We start from the raw sequence: 15,994 nt of genomic DNA on the forward strand, positions 1-15,994 counted from the left end.
CCAATGAAAATGTGACAAATTGGTGAAATAACTTTTCAATATGGTATAGTATGAGAGTATAAATTCATATTGAAAGGCTAGGAGTTGCATGACGACAATTGAACAGATAAGAACAGCACCAGTCAGTCCTGAAAATGATCCGTGGGAAGCTTACTTTGATATGGAGCATTATGGACACTTAAAGCTGACGAATGTCGAGTTTACCACGACGACGCTCTGCAACATGCGATGTGAGCATTGCGCGGTGGGATATACATTACAGAAACGTGATCCGGATGCACTTCCATTAGATTTGATTTTCAAACGGCTTGACGAAGCGAATGATCTTCACGCGTTAAGTATTACAGGCGGTGAACCGATGCTGTCACTTAAGTCGGTGAAGGAGTATGTGGTGCCCATCTTAAAGTATGCGCATGAGCGCGGCTTGAGAACTCAGATCAATTCGAATTTGACACTTGATCTTGCGCGTTATGAATGGATTATCCCCTATCTTGATGTACTGCATATTTCCTTTAATTATGGGGGTTTTGAGGATTATTCCAACATCGGGTTTGCGGTGATGGAGAAGAAGCCGAAAATAGAAGCACAAGAGCTGTTTTTTGATCGCATGATTGAGAATGCGCGAGAATTGACCGCGCGCGGAGTGATTGTTTCAGCAGAAACGATGATTAATAAACGAACTCTGCCGCATCTTGAACGTATTCACGAACAGGTTGTAGCAATGGGGTGCCAGCGCCATGAGGTACACCCGATGTATCCAAGCGATTTTGCGAGCAGCCTCCAGATTGCCTCACTTGATGAAATCCGAGCTGGAATTCACCGTTTGCTTGATTGCCGTAATCAGAATGTCTGGATGCTGTTTGGAACTCTGCCTTTTTACCCATGCAATAAAAATGAGAAAGATCTCCTACTACTGGAACGTTTGTATCATGAGAAAAATGTAACGGTTCGTAATGATCCGGATGGACGGTCTCGTCTCAATGTCAATATTTTCAATGGCAATATTATTGTCACTGACTTTGCCGATGCACCGGCGTTGGGCAATATTAAATCAACAATGTTGGAGGATGCCTACCAGCATTGGCTGACAACACCTCTTGCCAAGTCGTTGAATTGTCATTGTCCGGCAGTAAAATGCCTTGGGCCAAATGTGCTTGTGAAAAATACTTATTATAAAGACGTTGATTTTATGCAGCGAAAGGCGCTTATCACGCGATGATTTACAGTTGCTCACAAATAAAAAAGGTTCTTTGCATGTTTCGTATGCAACGAACCTTTTTGCTTTATTGAATACCCAATACCGCTCTGAGATAGAGACTGAGTGAATTGATTTGAGAAGCGGCGCCAATTGTTTTGTGCCCGAGCAGTGCTGATTCCAGTGCAATTCCATCTGTTGTGTTAATGAAAAAACGAGTAATTGCTTCGATGGGCTGCTGTGGATTAAACTCACCGCGACGAACGCCTTCTTTAAAGAGGCGAGAGAATATCGTTTGCCCTTTCAAGTAACGATTCTTTAAATATTCTTTTCGTTCTTCATTGCGCCATCCGGTGACAAAGTATTCATAGACAGCTATAGAAAAAGGGGTACCGGCCTCATGTGTTAATGCGTCTAAATAATCTTGAACCGCATCCCACATGCTCGCGTGTTTCTTGATGAGTGAGTTGACAAAATTCTCAAATTCTATGTTGCTTTCTTCCAATAATGCGCGCATCATCGCTTCAGTAAGGTGGTAAATAGATCAAATTAATGAAACGGTGTAAAGAGTCATTCCAATTGTGCTGAACGAAAGGTCTGTAATTAATTTCCATCATTTCCACTCTGACCTTTTTTAAATACGGTCAATTGAATGGATTCAACCATGAAGTTGTTATGGATTTCAGTCCATGGATTGGAAATTTAACTGAGTATTGATCACATGTTCAAAGGGAAGATCTAAAACATGATTTAGCTGTAACCTATTTGGTGCGTGAAACACGTCGAAAAATGTGTTAATCTTTTTTTAACAATTTGAAAACGGATTGTAAATCCAGTGTGTTCTGTTAAAATGGAATTTGGGCTCTTTTTCAGTCGCAGAGGCACTGAAATTGATTGTAATGAATCTTGGTTGTGTGCGATTTGTTGAAGGAATAATTATAATTAGGATATGGAGAGGTGGACTTTGTGCATTTTTTGTCGAAAAATGACAAGTTTTTGAATATGCTTTCGATCATTTCAATTAATCTGGAGGATGCTGCTAAATTTTTTGATGAAAGCAAAATTAAGAATGAAGCGGATTTGCACGAGTTTTCCCAGAAAATGAAGAATTACGAACGGAAGGGAGATTCCTATGTTCACGAACTGATCATTGCTTTGAACAAAACCTTTGTTACACCGTTGCAGCGTGAAGATATCCTAGAATTAGCCATGAAAATGGACAGTGTTCTGGACGGATTTGAAGAATGGTCGATGCGGCTTGAAATATACGGTATTTCTCATGCAGATGAATATATGGTTGAGTTTGTCGGTATTTTATACGAATCTTGTAAGGAAATTAATCAGGCCATTACATTAATGAGTAAAAAGAATTTGTCGGGTATCCGTAACAGCGTTATAAAAATTAATGATTATGAGACTCAATGCGATGATCTGCTTGTTAAATGTATTACCAATTTATTTAAAAATGAAAGAGATGCGATTAAAATTATTCAGTATAAAGAATTATATGAGATGCTGGAAAGCGTCGCCGACAGTTGTGAAGATGTTGCCGACACTTTGGAAACGATCATGATGCGAAACGCCTGATTTCGCCCTTTGTGTCCTTTTTTTGGAGAAATCTTTCCGTATTAATTGCGCTTGATTCAATAGATCAATGAATAGAACAGAGCAATTCCGGAAACCACGCATTCATTTTTTACGAGGAAAGGGTTATATGATCATGGAAAGTTTGTTTGCGCTAACGCTGATGATTGTTTTCTTGGCGTTTATGTTTGATTTTATTAATGGCTTTCACGATACGGCAAATACGATCGCCACTTCTGTTTCCACGCGTGCCCTGCGTCCAAGGGTTGCCATTATTTTGGCTGGATCGATGAATTTTCTCGGGGCCATCACATTTACCGGTGTTGCCCAGACAATCAGCAAAGGGATCATTGACCCTTTTACTATTAAAGATGAGACGACGGGGCTGATCATTGTTATGGCGGCACTGATCAGTGCGGTTCTTTGGAACCTCGCTACATGGTATCTTGGTGTGCCCAGTAGTTCGTCTCACGCAATTGTGGGTTCCTTGGCGGGCGCGGGGATATCGGCACTTGGATTCGGTGCCTTAAACTACAAAGGATTTATTGAGATTTTCGAAGCGTTGATTTTTTCACCGATTGCGGCGTTTACAATTGGTTTTATTGTGATGAAAGTCTTTACAGTCATCTTTCATAACTTTTCACTGATAAAAACAAATCGACACTTCAGAATATTTCAGATATTTACAGCAGCGCTTCAGTCGTTTGCTCATGGAACAAATGATGCTCAGAAAACGATGGGGATTATTACCATGGCCTTGGTAGCCTCAAACTATTTGACAAAAGTTGAAATACCTATGTGGGTACGTATTGCTGCCGGGTTTGCTATGGCGATGGGAACATCAGTAGGCGGCTGGCGTATTATTCATACTGTAGGCAGCAAAATTATGAAAATTCAACCGATAAATGGAGCGGCCGCCGATCTATCATCGGCTACGATTATTTTTGGATTTACATTCATTCATTTTCCAGTCAGCACAACGCATGTCATTACTTCTTCTATACTAGGTGTTGGCTCTGCGGAACGGGTTAAAGGCGTCAACTGGGGAATGGCGTTGAACATTGTGATTACGTGGGTGATTACATTGCCCTTCACAGCGATTGCTGCTGCTGTGATCTACCGGCTTTTGAATTGGATTCTGTAATCATTCGTACGAATCGGCTCGTTGACAGCGAGCCTCTTTTTTGTATCTAATACTTTATGGAGGGGACCTATTGCGCCATCTGAGCAAGTGACCACAATTATTGATATGTTGATCATAATCGGTTAATCATAAATTAATAGCGGTTACAAAGAAGGATAAATAAAAAATGAATACCGGCACGAAGCCGGGAAGGACTGGCTAGAAGAAACATAGGTACTCTCTATCTCAGACCTGTGCGCTTTGCGAAGATGGCGAACATTTTTCTTGAATTTCTACAATCATCAAATCAAGTTCTTGGCTGCAAAGTAATGTTTGTTCGGCATATAGGCCGTACTTTTTAGCAGTATCCAATAAATTTTTCCGTTTTTTTTCGACAGCTTCAGAATAGATACTGCTAATTTCCTGGGATATAAGTACCTCTGACAACTCAGACATGAACGAAAAGCCCTCCTTGAGCGTGAACATCTAACAATATTAAATATATTATAGCATGTCTCTTTCGTTTGTCTACCAAATGTAGGTGGCATAATGATAATAAGCGGATGCATTTAATAGATTGAGTAAGCAATGTTGGAGGGAAGGATATTGAAATTATCGGATCTTGAACTAATTATTGTATTATCGGATGAGGGGAATATGAGAAAAGCCTCAGACCGGCTTTTTGTTTCACAACCTGCATTAAGTCAGAGACTGCAATCCATTGAACGTGAGTGGAATGCACGATTATTCATCCGATCGAAACGAGGAGTTGCATTAACATCAGAAGGTGAGATTGTTGAGCGATTTGCGCGGGAAATGCTTGAGCGTGCAGCTGAAACACGTGCGGAGATTCAAGCTCATAAATCCGAAATTTATGGCACATTAAAACTTGCCGTATCGTCGGTAAACGGACAGTATTGGCTTCCTGATGTACTTAAGGCATTTGTTGAACAACATCCTCTGGTGAAAATTTCCTTAACGACAGGTTGGTCTAGTGAATTATTGGAGCATATGTACCGTGCTGATTGTCACGTGGCAATTGTCCGTGGAATGCCAAAATGGGGCGGAGGAAAGCTGCATCTGTTCTCTGATCCGCTTAATTTCGTGGATTCTAAGATTAAATCGCTGGATGAATTGAATCGTGAAGAGAGACCGTACATTCAATTTCGCAGTGACTCATCCTATGATCAAGTGATCCAGAATTGGTGGCATTCGCAAAACCTGAGAGTCCCAGTACGCACAATAATCGTCGATCAGATTGAGACATGCAAACTGATGGTCACTCACGGCATCGGCTACTCAGTATTGCCATCTCTCAGTCTCACGGCACATGACCTTATAAATCGCATTCCCCTGCTGGATATTCGTGGCAATCCGATTGTCAGAGAAAATTGGCTTCTCTACGATGAAAAAACGCTTAATCTAAAGCAGGTGAGAGCCTTTGTAAACCTGGTGAAACATAGACTTTTCACATGAAATTAGATAATATAACAAGTGAAACAACTATTAGGAGGAACGGTAATGGAGCAGATGGATGCCTATGAAATTATTTCATTTTTGAAAAACAGCGTGAAGAAGACACCGGTGAAAGTTTACATAAAGGGCGATTTAGCGTCTTTATCCTTTGGTGAGCACGTCCACGCGTTTATCAGTGGACAAGCAGGTACGCTGTTTGGCGATTGGCAAGATATAGAGCCTGTACTTACAGCAAACAAGGACAGGATTGAAGATTATATTGTAGAAAATGATGCGCGCAACTCGGCTGTGCCGTTGCTAGATCTTAAAGGTATTGAAGCACGTATTGAACCCGGAGCTCTCATTCGTGAAAAAGTTGAAATAGGCAAGCAGGCGGTGATCATGATGGGTGCCGTAATAAATATTGGGGCGGTAGTCGGTGACGGCACAATGATTGATATGAACGCAGTCCTTGGCGGACGCGCGACGGTAGGAAAAAATTGCCACATTGGGGCGGGAGCAGTTCTTGCCGGCGTTGTCGAACCGCCTTCAGCACAGCCGGTAGTCGTCGAGGATGATGTGCTTGTCGGTGCGAATGCGGTTGTTCTTGAAGGGGTACGAATCGGCAAAGGAGCAGTTGTTGCCGCCGGATCAATTGTTACAAAAGATGTTCCTGCAAATACCGTTGTTGTCGGAACCCCTGCGCGTGTACTGAAAACGATAGATGAGAAAACACGTTCTAAAACGGAGATTATGCAGGATCTGCGTCAATTATAATAAATTACGGGTGATTGCTCGCACAGTGGGAAGGGATCAACAATGGATTATGTTGCGATCAGGCGCGCACTGCACCAGATACCGGAACTTGGATTTGAAGAAGTGAAAACGCAGGGATTCCTGCTGGATCAAATTAAGAAGCTTCCGCAGGATCGACTACAAATAAAAAAGTGGAAAACCGGATTACTTGTCCGTATTTCCGGTACTGATCCTTCAAAGCTCATCGGATTTCGTACAGATATCGATGCTCTTCCTGTCAAAGAAAATACAGGATACGCATTTCAGTCAAGGCATGCAGGGAAGATGCATGCCTGCGGTCATGATTTTCATATGACGATCGCACTTGGTGCGTTGGAAAATATTGTGCGTCATCCGGTTAAAGAGGATGTCTTGTTTGTTTTCCAGCCGGCTGAAGAAGGACCCGGCGGTGCGCTGCCAATGATGGCGAGTGAGAAATTTAAAGCGTGGAAACCGGACTTGATTTTCGGATTGCATGTTTCACCGGATTTCCCGGCGGGCACAGTTGCTACAAAAGAAGGTATACTGTTTGCCAATACATCCGAATTGTTTATCGATTTCCACGGGAAAGGCGGGCATGCGGCTAATCCTCATCTGACCCACGATACGATTGTTGCAGCGAGTCATTTTATCGTCGGCTTGCAAACAATTGTTGCCCGCAGAGTTAATCCGCTTCATCCGGCAGTGCTCACCATTGGGAAAATAACAGGGGGCTTCAAGCAGAATATTATTGCGGAGTATGCCCGCGTCGAAGGCACAATTCGAACATTAAGCCAAGACACTATGGTGCTGATAAAAGAGGATATTGAACGTCATGTAAAGGCAATTGAAATTGCTTATCAATGCAAGGGCATCATTGACTACGGTGCAAATTATTATCAGGTGTTCAATCGCAATGCTTATGTAGATCCATTCATCAGTTTTTGTGCGAGAAATGAATTTCCATATGTGATTTGCGACGACGCAATGACCGGAGAGGATTTCGGTTATTTCTTGAAAGAACTGCCGGGATTTATGTTTTGGCTTGGTGTCGGCAAGACGTCAAGCTTGCATTCTGCTGATTTCAAACCTGATGAATTGGCATTGGCTCAAGGTGTGAAGGTAGTCAGTACATATATAAGAGATGGCGTTTAAATAAAAAGAATAAATACATTTCCGGAACGAATCTATTTTTCGTTCCGCTTTTTTTGACCGTAAGCGTATTAATGGGAGAACAACGTGCAACGTGTTATTATTTATTTTGTATGGATCAATCAGAGTTAGAGAAAATCATATTATTTGATAATATTTATTTTAAATGATAATATATTTTTTCAGCATTCATAGATATATATACTGATATGACAGTGATCAACACCAATTTAAATTAATTATTAATTAACATTGACTTAAAATAATGCCCATATTATAATAATAGGTAGCCTCATATTGCATGAGGAAAGAAGATATTTTTCAGGAGGAATGATTAAAATATGGTAGAACGTCTTGTAAGTGCAAAGGCTCCTTTGTTTAATCTTGACAGTGTGGATGCGGACGGCTCTTTCGGCAAAGCAAATTTGGAAGAGAACATTAAAGCCGGTAAATGGACAATCTTCTTCTTTTATCCAATGGATTTCACATTTGTATGTCCGACTGAAATTACTGCTTTCAGTGATCGCTATGATGAATTCAAGGCACTCGGAGCAGACATAATCGGATGTTCTTGCGATACAATTTATACACACCAAGCATGGATGAAGACGTCAAGAAGAGAAGGCGGCATTGGTAAAATCAACTTCAGTTTAGCTGCAGATCATACACATGAAGTTGCTGAAAAATACGGCGTACTCATTCCAGAAGAAGGCGTTGCACTTCGTGGATTATTCATTATCAGTCCTGAAGGCGATCTTCGTTACTCGGTTGTTAACGACAACAACATCGGCCGCGACGTTGATGAAACACTGCGTGTGCTTCAAGCACTTCAGTCCGGTGGTCTCTGCCCGGCCAACTGGCATCCTGGCGATGAAACTCTGCATGTGTAATTGAATTAAAAATATAAATGGGCAGCTCAAAGCTGCTTATGAGAAACAGGACAATCGATTTTAGGTTGTTCTGTTTTTTTATAATGAAGAACAGCTTAAGAAATCTCAGTCGTTGATTGCTGAGATGAATTAGTGGTTTGTTCATTTTTTATTTCTTCTTTTTTTATTGTTAACGAACATATGTGCTATAATAGAGATCAGAATAAAGGTGATACGCAAAGACTATTAATAAAAGCGGATGACTTGTTGTTTACTCTCATTCTGATAAAATTGTCGTTATTGCAAAAGATACATATTTTTTGACCTGCGTTTTTCGCATAGGTTGGCAGGGGAGGAAGGGATACATTGGAGATTTTCAAAAGGCTTCAGCAATTTTATTGGCCTGACAGGCATTATTTATTCGGATCACTCCTGTTTTTGGTGTTGAGCAGCGCGATCACAGTTGTTTACCCTATTGTCTTGCAGCTTACGATTGATCAAGCGGTGATTCGTCAAAATTTTTCACTTGTTCCGATTCTGTCTTTAGGATTTGTGCTTATCATGGCTGTTAAGGGATTATCAAGCTATTTCAGCCAGTATTGGGGTGATATGTTCGGCGTCAGTTCGGTTTTTCGCCTGAGAGAAGCACTTTACAAGAAACTGCAGTATCTGCCCTATCATTATTATGACAACGCGAAAACCGGAGATTTGATGTCGCGTCTGACTGCTGATGTCGAGGGCTTTCGCTTTTTTCTTTCCGCAGGATTTACACAGCTGGTTAATTTTGTTGTTCTCGTAGGCTTCAGTATTGTCCTGATGTTTTATTATTCTTGGGAATTGGCGCTTGTTACTTTAGCAATGACGCCGTTTCTTTGTGTCAGTGTTTTTCGCTTTGACAAGCGTGTGCATCCGGCATTTCGGAAAATAAGGCTTTCACTTGCAAGCATGAACACGCGTGTTCAAGAAAATATCAGCGGAATGAGCACCATTAAATCACTCGGCCGAGAAAACTATGAAATTGGCCGTTTCGCCAAAAACAATAAGACGTACAGAACGAGAAACTTGGTAACAGCAGATATTTGGGCAAAATACTTTCCACTCATGGAATTGATCGGCGATATCAGCGTGGTCCTTCTTCTTGCGCTGGGCGGCTATTTTGTCATGAGCGGCAGATTGGATCCCGGCGCCTTGGTTGCTTTCTTTAGCCTCGTCTGGTACATTATGGATCCGCTGATGAATCTCGGATTTATGATCAATACCTTCTCCCAGTCAAAAGCTTCGGGGGAACGGCTGTTGCAAATTCTTGATGAGCAAAGTGATATTACATCTCCGGATCACCCTGTCCAAAAGGAGTGCCTCTCTGGGAATGTTGCATTCCGTGATGTGTCGCTGATTTATCCAAATGAAAAAACAGCAGCGCTCAGTCATGTATGCTTCGAAGCGAAATCTGGAAACGTCATTGGTCTCATGGGAGCAACGGGATCGGGAAAAACGAGCATTACTCAATTAATCGGCAGATTTTATGATGCAAGCTGCGGCGAGGTATTGGTCGATGAATGTCCGGTTAAATTGTACGATTTAAATTGCCTTAGAAGTAATATTGGCTACGTATTGCAAGAAAACTTTCTTTTTTCTTCAACAATTCGCGACAATATTGCTTATGGTAAACCAGAGGCGGCGTTAGATGAGGTCATCAAAGCAGCAAAGCGCGCTGAGGCGGACGAGTTTATACAAAGTCTTCCAAACGGTTATGACACCGTGCTGGGCGAAAGAGGGATGGGACTTTCCGGCGGTCAAAAGCAGCGAATCTCTATTGCCCGCGCGCTTCTTGTCAATCCAAGTATTTTGATTCTTGATGATGCGACAAGTGCTGTCGATATGCGAACGGAAGGATTGATTCAAAAGGCGTTCAAAGAGTTGATGAAAGGGCGAACAACGTTTATTATTGCTCATCGTATTTCTTCGCTTCAGATGGCAGATCAAATTCTCGTACTTGATCATGGTCGAATTAAAGAACGCGGCACGCATAATGAATTAGTGCGGCAAGGCGGAATTTATCGACGGATTTATGATATTCAGTACAAGGATCGTGATCTTGTGAAACAACAAATCGTCCATGAAGGGAGGAGCCGATGATGAAGAGCGGAACAAAAAAAGAGCGATTCTTTTATCCGGAAGACCGAGTCATTGAAAAACCGTTTAACTGGAAGCAGCTGCTTCGCCTATTAAATTATTTACGGCCTTATTTGAAAACACTGATTCCTAAAGCAATTGTAGCTATGGCTGTATCAACAGCCGTTCGACTGATTATTCCGATTATCATTGGTGTTTACGCATTTGACCGGGCGATCAGTGGAAAAAACTACAGCTTGCTTTATTGGCTGGTCGCGCTTACCGCTCTGCTCTATGGACTGTCATTTGTAAGCAACTGGTACCGGATTCGCACCACAAATCAGCTTGGCCAGTTTGTGATTCATGATTTGCGTGAACGTTTATTTAATCATATTCAATATCTTTCCCATCGCTTTTTTGATTCAAGGTCTGCTGGTTCAATTCTTGTCCGGGTCATTAATGACGTGAATTCAATGCAGGATTTATTCACGAACGGCGTCATTAACACATTGATGGATGTAGTTACTTTGATTGGCATCTTTGTGATCCTTTTTGTACTCAGCCCACCGCTGGCAGTTGCGGTATTACTTGTTATTCCGCTGATTTTCTTCATCTCAACGAAGCTGCGGCGCAGCATTCGGCGTTCATGGCAAAAGGTCCGCATGAAAATGTCGAAGCTGAACTCTCATTTGAATGAGAGCATTCAGGGAATACGCGTGACACAATCATTTACACAGGAAAGAGAAAATCGGGCATATTTCAACGGTGTGAATACGGAGAACTTTTTGGCATGGCAGGAGGCATCCAAAAAAAATGCGATGTTCCGACCTTTTGTTGATTTGTCCAATGCAGTGGGATCGGCTATTCTGATCTGGTTCGGTGTATTTCTTATTCACCGGAACTCAATAGAAATGGGTACGTTTGTTTCTTTCTCGTTTTATCTTGGTATGTTCTGGGGACCAATTTCACGGCTGGGGCAGGTGTATAATCAGCTGCTTGTTGCAATGGCTTCCTCAGAGCGAATTTTTGAATTTCTTGATGAACAGCCAAGTGTACCCAATAAAAAAAATGGTGTAAGCATGAAAAACATCCGTGGAACGATTGATTTTGATGGGGTAGAATTCAGTTATGATGCATCGAGAAAAGCACTTAAGGGGATTACGTTTCATATTCCGGCGGGAGAGACGTGGGCACTGGTCGGGCATACCGGTTCGGGTAAAACAACAATTGCGAATTTAATTAGCCGTTTCTATGATGTGACAGCTGGTCACGTGTGTTTTGATGGTGTCGATGTGCGCAACATTGATTTGCGCGAACTGCGTGCAAGTGTCGGAACGGTCATTCAGGAAACCTATGTGTTCTCTGGAACGATTATGGACAATATTCGTTTCGGCAAGCCGGATGCCTCTGACGGGGAAGTCATACAAGCAGCAAAAGCAATTGGCGCGGATGCTTTCATTCAGAGATTGCCTGATGGGTATCTGACAGAGGTCGAGGAACGAGGAAATATTCTTTCAGTTGGAGAGCGTCAACTGCTTTCATTCGCACGCGCGCTGCTCTCAAATCCGAAAATTCTCATTCTCGATGAGGCAACAGCAAGTATCGATACGGAAACAGAGGCTGTTATTCAAACAGCTCTCAAGCAATTGCTTGAGGGAAGGACCTCCATTATTATTGCACATCGATTGTCCACAATTCGTGATTCGGATCAAATTGTTGTTCTTAATGAAGGTGACATTATGGAGAAGGGCAATCATCAAGAGCTTATGAACCTTAAAGGCAGATACTTCGATTTGGTACTCAGCCAGTATAATGCACTGGATGGAGTTTCTTAATTAAAAAAGAGCAAGCAGTGGACGCGTAGCGATACGTTTCCCTGTTTATTTTTTTCTTAAAAACCGATCAGCACAGTGTATCTGACCGCAGGCCGGGATCTTGATCCAACCGAATGACTGATGTACAGTCCGTATACATGACCGCTTCGACGATTCTCCTTTTTGTTACTATTTTGGGCATCAGGCTGCTGAATAAAAAGCAACCCTGTTGGGAAAAGTTCACCATTGATGATGATTGTCAATTCTTTGGTATAATGAAAAGGCAGGTGTCCGAAGACTTGTTGATCTGCGGACTGGAGAGGGAGGATCATGATGCAACAATTGATCCTGGTTGTGCTGTGGGTAGTCGTTTATGGATATATGATTGCGGCATCCATTGACTTTGGCACGGGATTCTATTTATTTTACGGGCAGACTGTTAAACGCTTGGACCGTCTCTATGCGCCGCTTCAATGTTGGCTGTCGCCGATCTCGGAATTAATGAATATAGGCTTCGTTTTAATTTTTACAGCAATTATCGGCTTATCTCCGGAGATGATTCTCAATTTCCAGACACCGCTCGTATTCTGTGGAGTACTTGCTATCTTTTTAACCGTGATCAAGGGAACATTCTTTGCTTTGACCGAACTGTTGCCAAAAGAGGATAAAGTGCGGGGTGTTTTTTTAGCTGGTAATGGCATAACCGGTATCTTAATTCCTGCGGTTCTGAGTATTGCATTGGTGATTAGTGAAGGCGGTTTTTCAGATGTTGGTACAAGCGCGCTGTTTCCATTTGTCATACGTCTGTTCTCCAATTTCTATTTTTGGTCGGTCATGCTTGTTGCGTTCACCAGTATTTTTTATATAAGCGCAATGTACATGGTTCTCTTCGCTTCGAAAATTGAGGATCATGAATTAGTCGCACATTTTAGAAATAAGGCGCTTTTTTTAAGTATGCCTATGGTTTTTACCAGCGGATTAGTTTTTCTTGGTCTTGAGATGCAGAATCCTGAACACTTTTTGCGCACGTTAGACCATTCATGGACATTCATGCTTTCGCTTATCAGTCTGCTTATTGCCGTGACCCTTGTGTTCCTGAAGAAGTATCAGTGGATTTTTATACTTGTCATGCTTCAGTATTTTTTTGCATTGTTTGGCTACACAGTTTCTCACTTTCCCTATCTGATCTATCCGGATATTATGATTGATCATCGTCTTGCCGCATGGGCACAATCACCTTGGTTTTTTCTCATTGAACTGCTGGTTGCGATAAGCGCGCTCATGAGTATTTTAGCATGGAGAGAGAAACGAGTGTTTCGTGATCTTACCATTCAAAAGGATAAATAATAGCCAGAAACAGGGATGAATAATAGCAACCGCAGTTATTAGATATGTTGAAAGCTATCGCAGCACCATTCTTGAGATCAAACCAATCTTTCATGATGTTTTACAGTTCTTAGGGGATGGTTAAAAGTATAACTTTATCTGACAGTGCGATGAGATCAGGATAAAATCTGAATCGTAAAAAGGAGCAAGAGAACAGACACGAACGACTCCTTGAGAATGAAAAGGTGAAAATTGCATGAACTATATTCTTGAAACTGAACGGCTTCGATTACGTACTTGGAGATTTGACGATATTGATCATCTTAATCATTTCTTGCAAGACATGGAAGTGATGTATGCTTATGACCACATTTTTTCAGATGAAGAAGTTCAAGAATGGCTTGATTGGAATATGAAGTCGTATCAGGAAAGCGGATACGGCTTGTGGGCTATTGAACTCTGTGATACAGGCGAAGTTATTGGTGAATGCGGGCTTACTAATCAAACCATTGAAGGCAAATCATATTTGGAAATTGGCTACCATCTTGTTAAGAAGCATTGGCATAGAGGTTACGGGATAGAAGCTGCAAAAGCTTGCAAACGCTATGCCTTTGAAAAACTGAACAAAGAAGAAGTTGTTTCCATTGTCAGAGATACAAATATTGCTTCAATGAATTTAGCGATTAGAAACGGCATGATAATCAAAACTAGCTTCATACAGCATTACCATGGGCTAGATATACCACATTATTTATTTTCAGTAAAGAGATAATAAAACAACTGGAATGAGCAGGAAAGCCGAATCTATTGATTTTCTTACTAAATCGTAAATTCAAATAAAGCACAGCAGCCTGATAAGGGTCTGCTGTGCTTTATTTGAATTTATTTGCTGTTTTCAACTTGTTTATTTGCCTTTTCATCAACTTCCATAATGATTGGAAGAATCATCGGCCTGCGGCGTGTTCGTTCGTAAAGAAACGGGGCTAAACAATCGGTAACTTCGCCTTTTATTTCCGACCACTGCAAAGGATTTCTTTGAATAACTTCCTGCAAACGAGAAGCAAGCAAACTTTGCGCTTCATTGATCAGGTCGCCGGATTCGCGCATATAAACGAATCCTCGAGAAATAATGTCCGGACCTGCCAATATTTTATGTGCCTCAATATCGGCACTGACAACAACAATGACCAACCCTTCCTCCGAGAGAACTTTACGATCCCTCAGGACGATATTACCGATGTCACCAATTCCGCTGCCGTCGATATAAACGGATCCGGATGTTATTTTTCCAGTGACTTTTGCTGAGTTTTGGTCAAGTGCGAGCACATCGCCGATATTCATAATAAATGAATGATCATAGGGAATGCCGCAAGCATGCGCAGTCTCAACATGTTTTTTCAGCATTCGGTATTCGCCGTGAATCGGCATGAAAAATTTTGGCTTAAGCAAACGGAGCATGAGCTTTTCTTCTTCTTGACCGCCATGCCCAGAGGTATGAATGTTGCTCAATTTTCCATGAATGACTTCAGCGCCTGCTCTGTAAAGCTGGTTGATGGTACGATTAATGCCGACCTTGTTCCCGGGAATCGGAGAAGAGGAGAAGATCACCGTATCGCCCGGCTGGACTTGAATCTGGCGATGCGTACCGTTCGCGATTCGAGACAAAGCAGCCATCGGCTCGCCTTGACTCCCGGTACACAAAATAGTGACTTCCTGATCAGGTAAATGATTGATTTGCTGGTGTTCAATAAATGTATCCTTTGGGGCTTGAACATAGCCGAGCTCTTCGCCGATTGTTATTGCGGCTTCCATGCTGCGGCCAAACACGGCGATTTTGCGTCCCGTAGCAACCGCAGCATCGACCACTTGTTGAAGCCGATGGATATTGGATGCAAAAGTAGCGAATATAATTCGTCCGGTTACTTTACGGAAAATATCTTTAATGTTTTCGCCGACTTCCCGTTCAGTCATGGTGAATCCGGGCACTTCGGCGTTTGTACTGTCAGACATGAGACAGAGCACACCTTCTTTGCCGATTTCAGCCATTTTCGTCAAATTGGCAATTTGTCCGCCAACCGGAGTGAAATCAAATTTAAAATCTCCGGTTTCAACAATATTACCTTGAGGTGTTTTAACAACAACGCCGTAGGAATCGGGAATACTGTGGGTCGTTCGAAAGAAACTGACTGATGTCTTTTGAAACTTGATGATATCGTCTTCCGTGATTTCGTGAATCACAGTTTGACGCAGAAGATTATGTTCATCCAGTTTATTTCGAATTAACCCTGCCGCAAGTTTCCCGGCATAGATCGGTACGTTAACCGCACGCAGCAAATAAGGAACGCCGCCAATATGGTCTTCGTGACCATGTGTGATAAATAATCCTTTAATTTTATCTGCGTTCTTCACCAAATAACTGTAATCAGGAATCACATAATCAATACCAAGCAGTTCATCTTCAGGGAACTTGATGCCGGCATCAATAACGATGATCTCATCCTGAAATTGAACAGCATAGGTATTCTTGCCGATTTCTCCCAGTCCGCCAAGAGAGAATACGGCAGTTTGATGGTTCTTAACAAATTTCATA

The 15,994-nt window shown here is 41.9% G+C and carries 15 protein-coding genes; 11 read left to right on the plus strand and 4 right to left on the minus strand.

Going from position 1 to position 15,994, the window contains the following annotated elements:
* Positions 1–88 precede the first annotated feature (88 nt).
* Positions 89–1,219, plus strand: a complete 1,131-nt coding sequence (gene yfkAB, locus NIE88_RS10695; protein WP_253061996.1) for a radical SAM/CxCxxxxC motif protein YfkAB — start codon at positions 89–91, stop codon at positions 1,217–1,219.
* A gap of 64 nt (positions 1,220–1,283) precedes the next feature.
* On the opposite strand, the gene NIE88_RS10700 is transcribed toward yfkAB, so the two are convergent.
* Complete coding sequence (locus tag NIE88_RS10700; protein ID WP_253061998.1) at positions 1,284–1,700, minus strand: hypothetical protein; 417 nt, start codon at positions 1,698–1,700, stop codon at positions 1,284–1,286.
* Positions 1,701–2,161: 461 nt separating this feature from the next.
* Between NIE88_RS10700 and NIE88_RS10705 the strand changes: the two genes are divergently transcribed.
* The gene (locus tag NIE88_RS10705) at positions 2,162–2,782 is read left to right on the plus strand and encodes a DUF47 domain-containing protein (protein ID WP_253062119.1); all 621 of its coding nucleotides are present in this window, start codon (positions 2,162–2,164) and stop codon (positions 2,780–2,782) included.
* 133 nt (positions 2,783–2,915) lie between these two features.
* Entirely contained in the window at positions 2,916–3,923 is a 1,008-nt protein-coding gene (locus NIE88_RS10710; protein ID WP_253062000.1) for an inorganic phosphate transporter, read from the plus strand.
* A gap of 225 nt (positions 3,924–4,148) precedes the next feature.
* On the opposite strand, the gene NIE88_RS10715 is transcribed toward NIE88_RS10710, so the two are convergent.
* A complete protein-coding gene (locus NIE88_RS10715; protein WP_253062002.1) occupies positions 4,149–4,358 on the minus strand; it encodes an aspartyl-phosphate phosphatase Spo0E family protein in 210 nt (69 codons plus the stop codon).
* Positions 4,359–4,508: 150 nt separating this feature from the next.
* Here NIE88_RS10715 and ccpC point away from each other — a divergent pair, with 150 nt between their 5' ends.
* From ccpC to NIE88_RS10745, 6 genes are all read left to right on the plus strand, one after another.
* Positions 4,509–5,378 carry a transcriptional regulator CcpC gene (gene ccpC / locus NIE88_RS10720; protein WP_253062004.1) on the plus strand — a complete coding sequence of 290 codons (870 nt, stop codon included), beginning with the start codon at positions 4,509–4,511 and terminating at the stop codon, positions 5,376–5,378.
* 45 nt (positions 5,379–5,423) lie between these two features.
* Positions 5,424–6,134, plus strand: a complete 711-nt coding sequence (gene dapD, locus NIE88_RS10725; protein ID WP_253062006.1) for a 2,3,4,5-tetrahydropyridine-2,6-dicarboxylate N-acetyltransferase — start codon at positions 5,424–5,426, stop codon at positions 6,132–6,134.
* Between the two features lie 42 nt (positions 6,135–6,176).
* Positions 6,177–7,286, plus strand: a complete 1,110-nt coding sequence (locus NIE88_RS10730) for an N-acetyldiaminopimelate deacetylase (protein ID WP_253062008.1) — start codon at positions 6,177–6,179, stop codon at positions 7,284–7,286.
* A 338-nt stretch (positions 7,287–7,624) separates the two neighbouring features.
* Positions 7,625–8,173 carry a peroxiredoxin gene (locus tag NIE88_RS10735; protein ID WP_253062010.1) on the plus strand — a complete coding sequence of 183 codons (549 nt, stop codon included), beginning with the start codon at positions 7,625–7,627 and terminating at the stop codon, positions 8,171–8,173.
* A 345-nt stretch (positions 8,174–8,518) separates the two neighbouring features.
* A complete protein-coding gene (locus NIE88_RS10740; protein WP_253062012.1) occupies positions 8,519–10,288 on the plus strand; it encodes an ABC transporter ATP-binding protein in 1,770 nt (589 codons plus the stop codon).
* On the plus strand, positions 10,285–12,099 hold the full coding sequence (locus tag NIE88_RS10745; RefSeq protein ID WP_253062014.1) for an ABC transporter ATP-binding protein: 1,815 nt from the start codon (positions 10,285–10,287) through the stop codon (positions 12,097–12,099). Before NIE88_RS10740 ends, NIE88_RS10745 begins: the two co-directional genes overlap by 4 nt.
* A 56-nt stretch (positions 12,100–12,155) precedes the next feature.
* Here the strand turns inward: NIE88_RS10745 and NIE88_RS10750 are convergent, their stop codons facing one another.
* Positions 12,156–12,410 carry a hypothetical protein gene (locus tag NIE88_RS10750; RefSeq protein ID WP_253062016.1) on the minus strand — a complete coding sequence of 85 codons (255 nt, stop codon included), beginning with the start codon at positions 12,408–12,410 and terminating at the stop codon, positions 12,156–12,158.
* A gap of 1 nt (position 12,411) precedes the next feature.
* Between NIE88_RS10750 and NIE88_RS10755 the strand changes: the two genes are divergently transcribed.
* Both NIE88_RS10755 and NIE88_RS10760 read left to right on the plus strand, forming a co-directional pair.
* The gene (locus NIE88_RS10755) at positions 12,412–13,425 is read left to right on the plus strand and encodes a cytochrome d ubiquinol oxidase subunit II (protein WP_253062018.1); all 1,014 of its coding nucleotides are present in this window, start codon (positions 12,412–12,414) and stop codon (positions 13,423–13,425) included.
* Between the two features lie 235 nt (positions 13,426–13,660).
* Positions 13,661–14,176, plus strand: coding sequence for a GNAT family N-acetyltransferase (locus NIE88_RS10760; protein ID WP_253062020.1), 516 nt, complete (start codon positions 13,661–13,663; stop codon positions 14,174–14,176).
* Positions 14,177–14,286: 110 nt separating this feature from the next.
* On the opposite strand, the gene rnjA is transcribed toward NIE88_RS10760, so the two are convergent.
* Complete coding sequence (gene rnjA, locus NIE88_RS10765; RefSeq protein ID WP_253062022.1) at positions 14,287–15,993, minus strand: ribonuclease J1; 1,707 nt, start codon at positions 15,991–15,993, stop codon at positions 14,287–14,289.
* Between the last annotated feature and the right edge of the window lies 1 nt (position 15,994).

The organism is Sporolactobacillus shoreicorticis, from assembly GCF_024125445.1.
Classification (GTDB): Bacteria; Bacillota; Bacilli; order Bacillales; family Sporolactobacillaceae; genus Sporolactobacillus; species Sporolactobacillus shoreicorticis.

Excerpts from the sequence above, each read along its gene's own strand:
- yfkAB (WP_253061996.1), top strand. The coding sequence starts at position 89 with ATGACGACAATTGAACAGATAAGAACAGCACCAGTCAGTCCTGAAAAT.
- NIE88_RS10710 (WP_253062000.1), top strand. The coding sequence starts at position 2,916 with ATGGAAAGTTTGTTTGCGCTAACGCTGATGATTGTTTTCTTGGCGTTT.
- NIE88_RS10715 (WP_253062002.1), bottom strand. The coding sequence starts at position 4,358 with ATGTCTGAGTTGTCAGAGGTACTTATATCCCAGGAAATTAGCAGTATC.
- dapD (WP_253062006.1), top strand. The coding sequence starts at position 5,424 with ATGGAGCAGATGGATGCCTATGAAATTATTTCATTTTTGAAAAACAGC.
- NIE88_RS10730 (WP_253062008.1), top strand. The coding sequence starts at position 6,177 with ATGGATTATGTTGCGATCAGGCGCGCACTGCACCAGATACCGGAACTT.
- NIE88_RS10735 (WP_253062010.1), top strand. The coding sequence starts at position 7,625 with ATGGTAGAACGTCTTGTAAGTGCAAAGGCTCCTTTGTTTAATCTTGAC.
- NIE88_RS10745 (WP_253062014.1), top strand. The coding sequence starts at position 10,285 with ATGATGAAGAGCGGAACAAAAAAAGAGCGATTCTTTTATCCGGAAGAC.
- NIE88_RS10750 (WP_253062016.1), bottom strand. The coding sequence starts at position 12,410 with ATGATCCTCCCTCTCCAGTCCGCAGATCAACAAGTCTTCGGACACCTG.
- NIE88_RS10755 (WP_253062018.1), top strand. The coding sequence starts at position 12,412 with ATGCAACAATTGATCCTGGTTGTGCTGTGGGTAGTCGTTTATGGATAT.
- NIE88_RS10760 (WP_253062020.1), top strand. The coding sequence starts at position 13,661 with ATGAACTATATTCTTGAAACTGAACGGCTTCGATTACGTACTTGGAGA.
- rnjA (WP_253062022.1), bottom strand. The coding sequence starts at position 15,993 with ATGAAATTTGTTAAGAACCATCAAACTGCCGTATTCTCTCTTGGCGGA.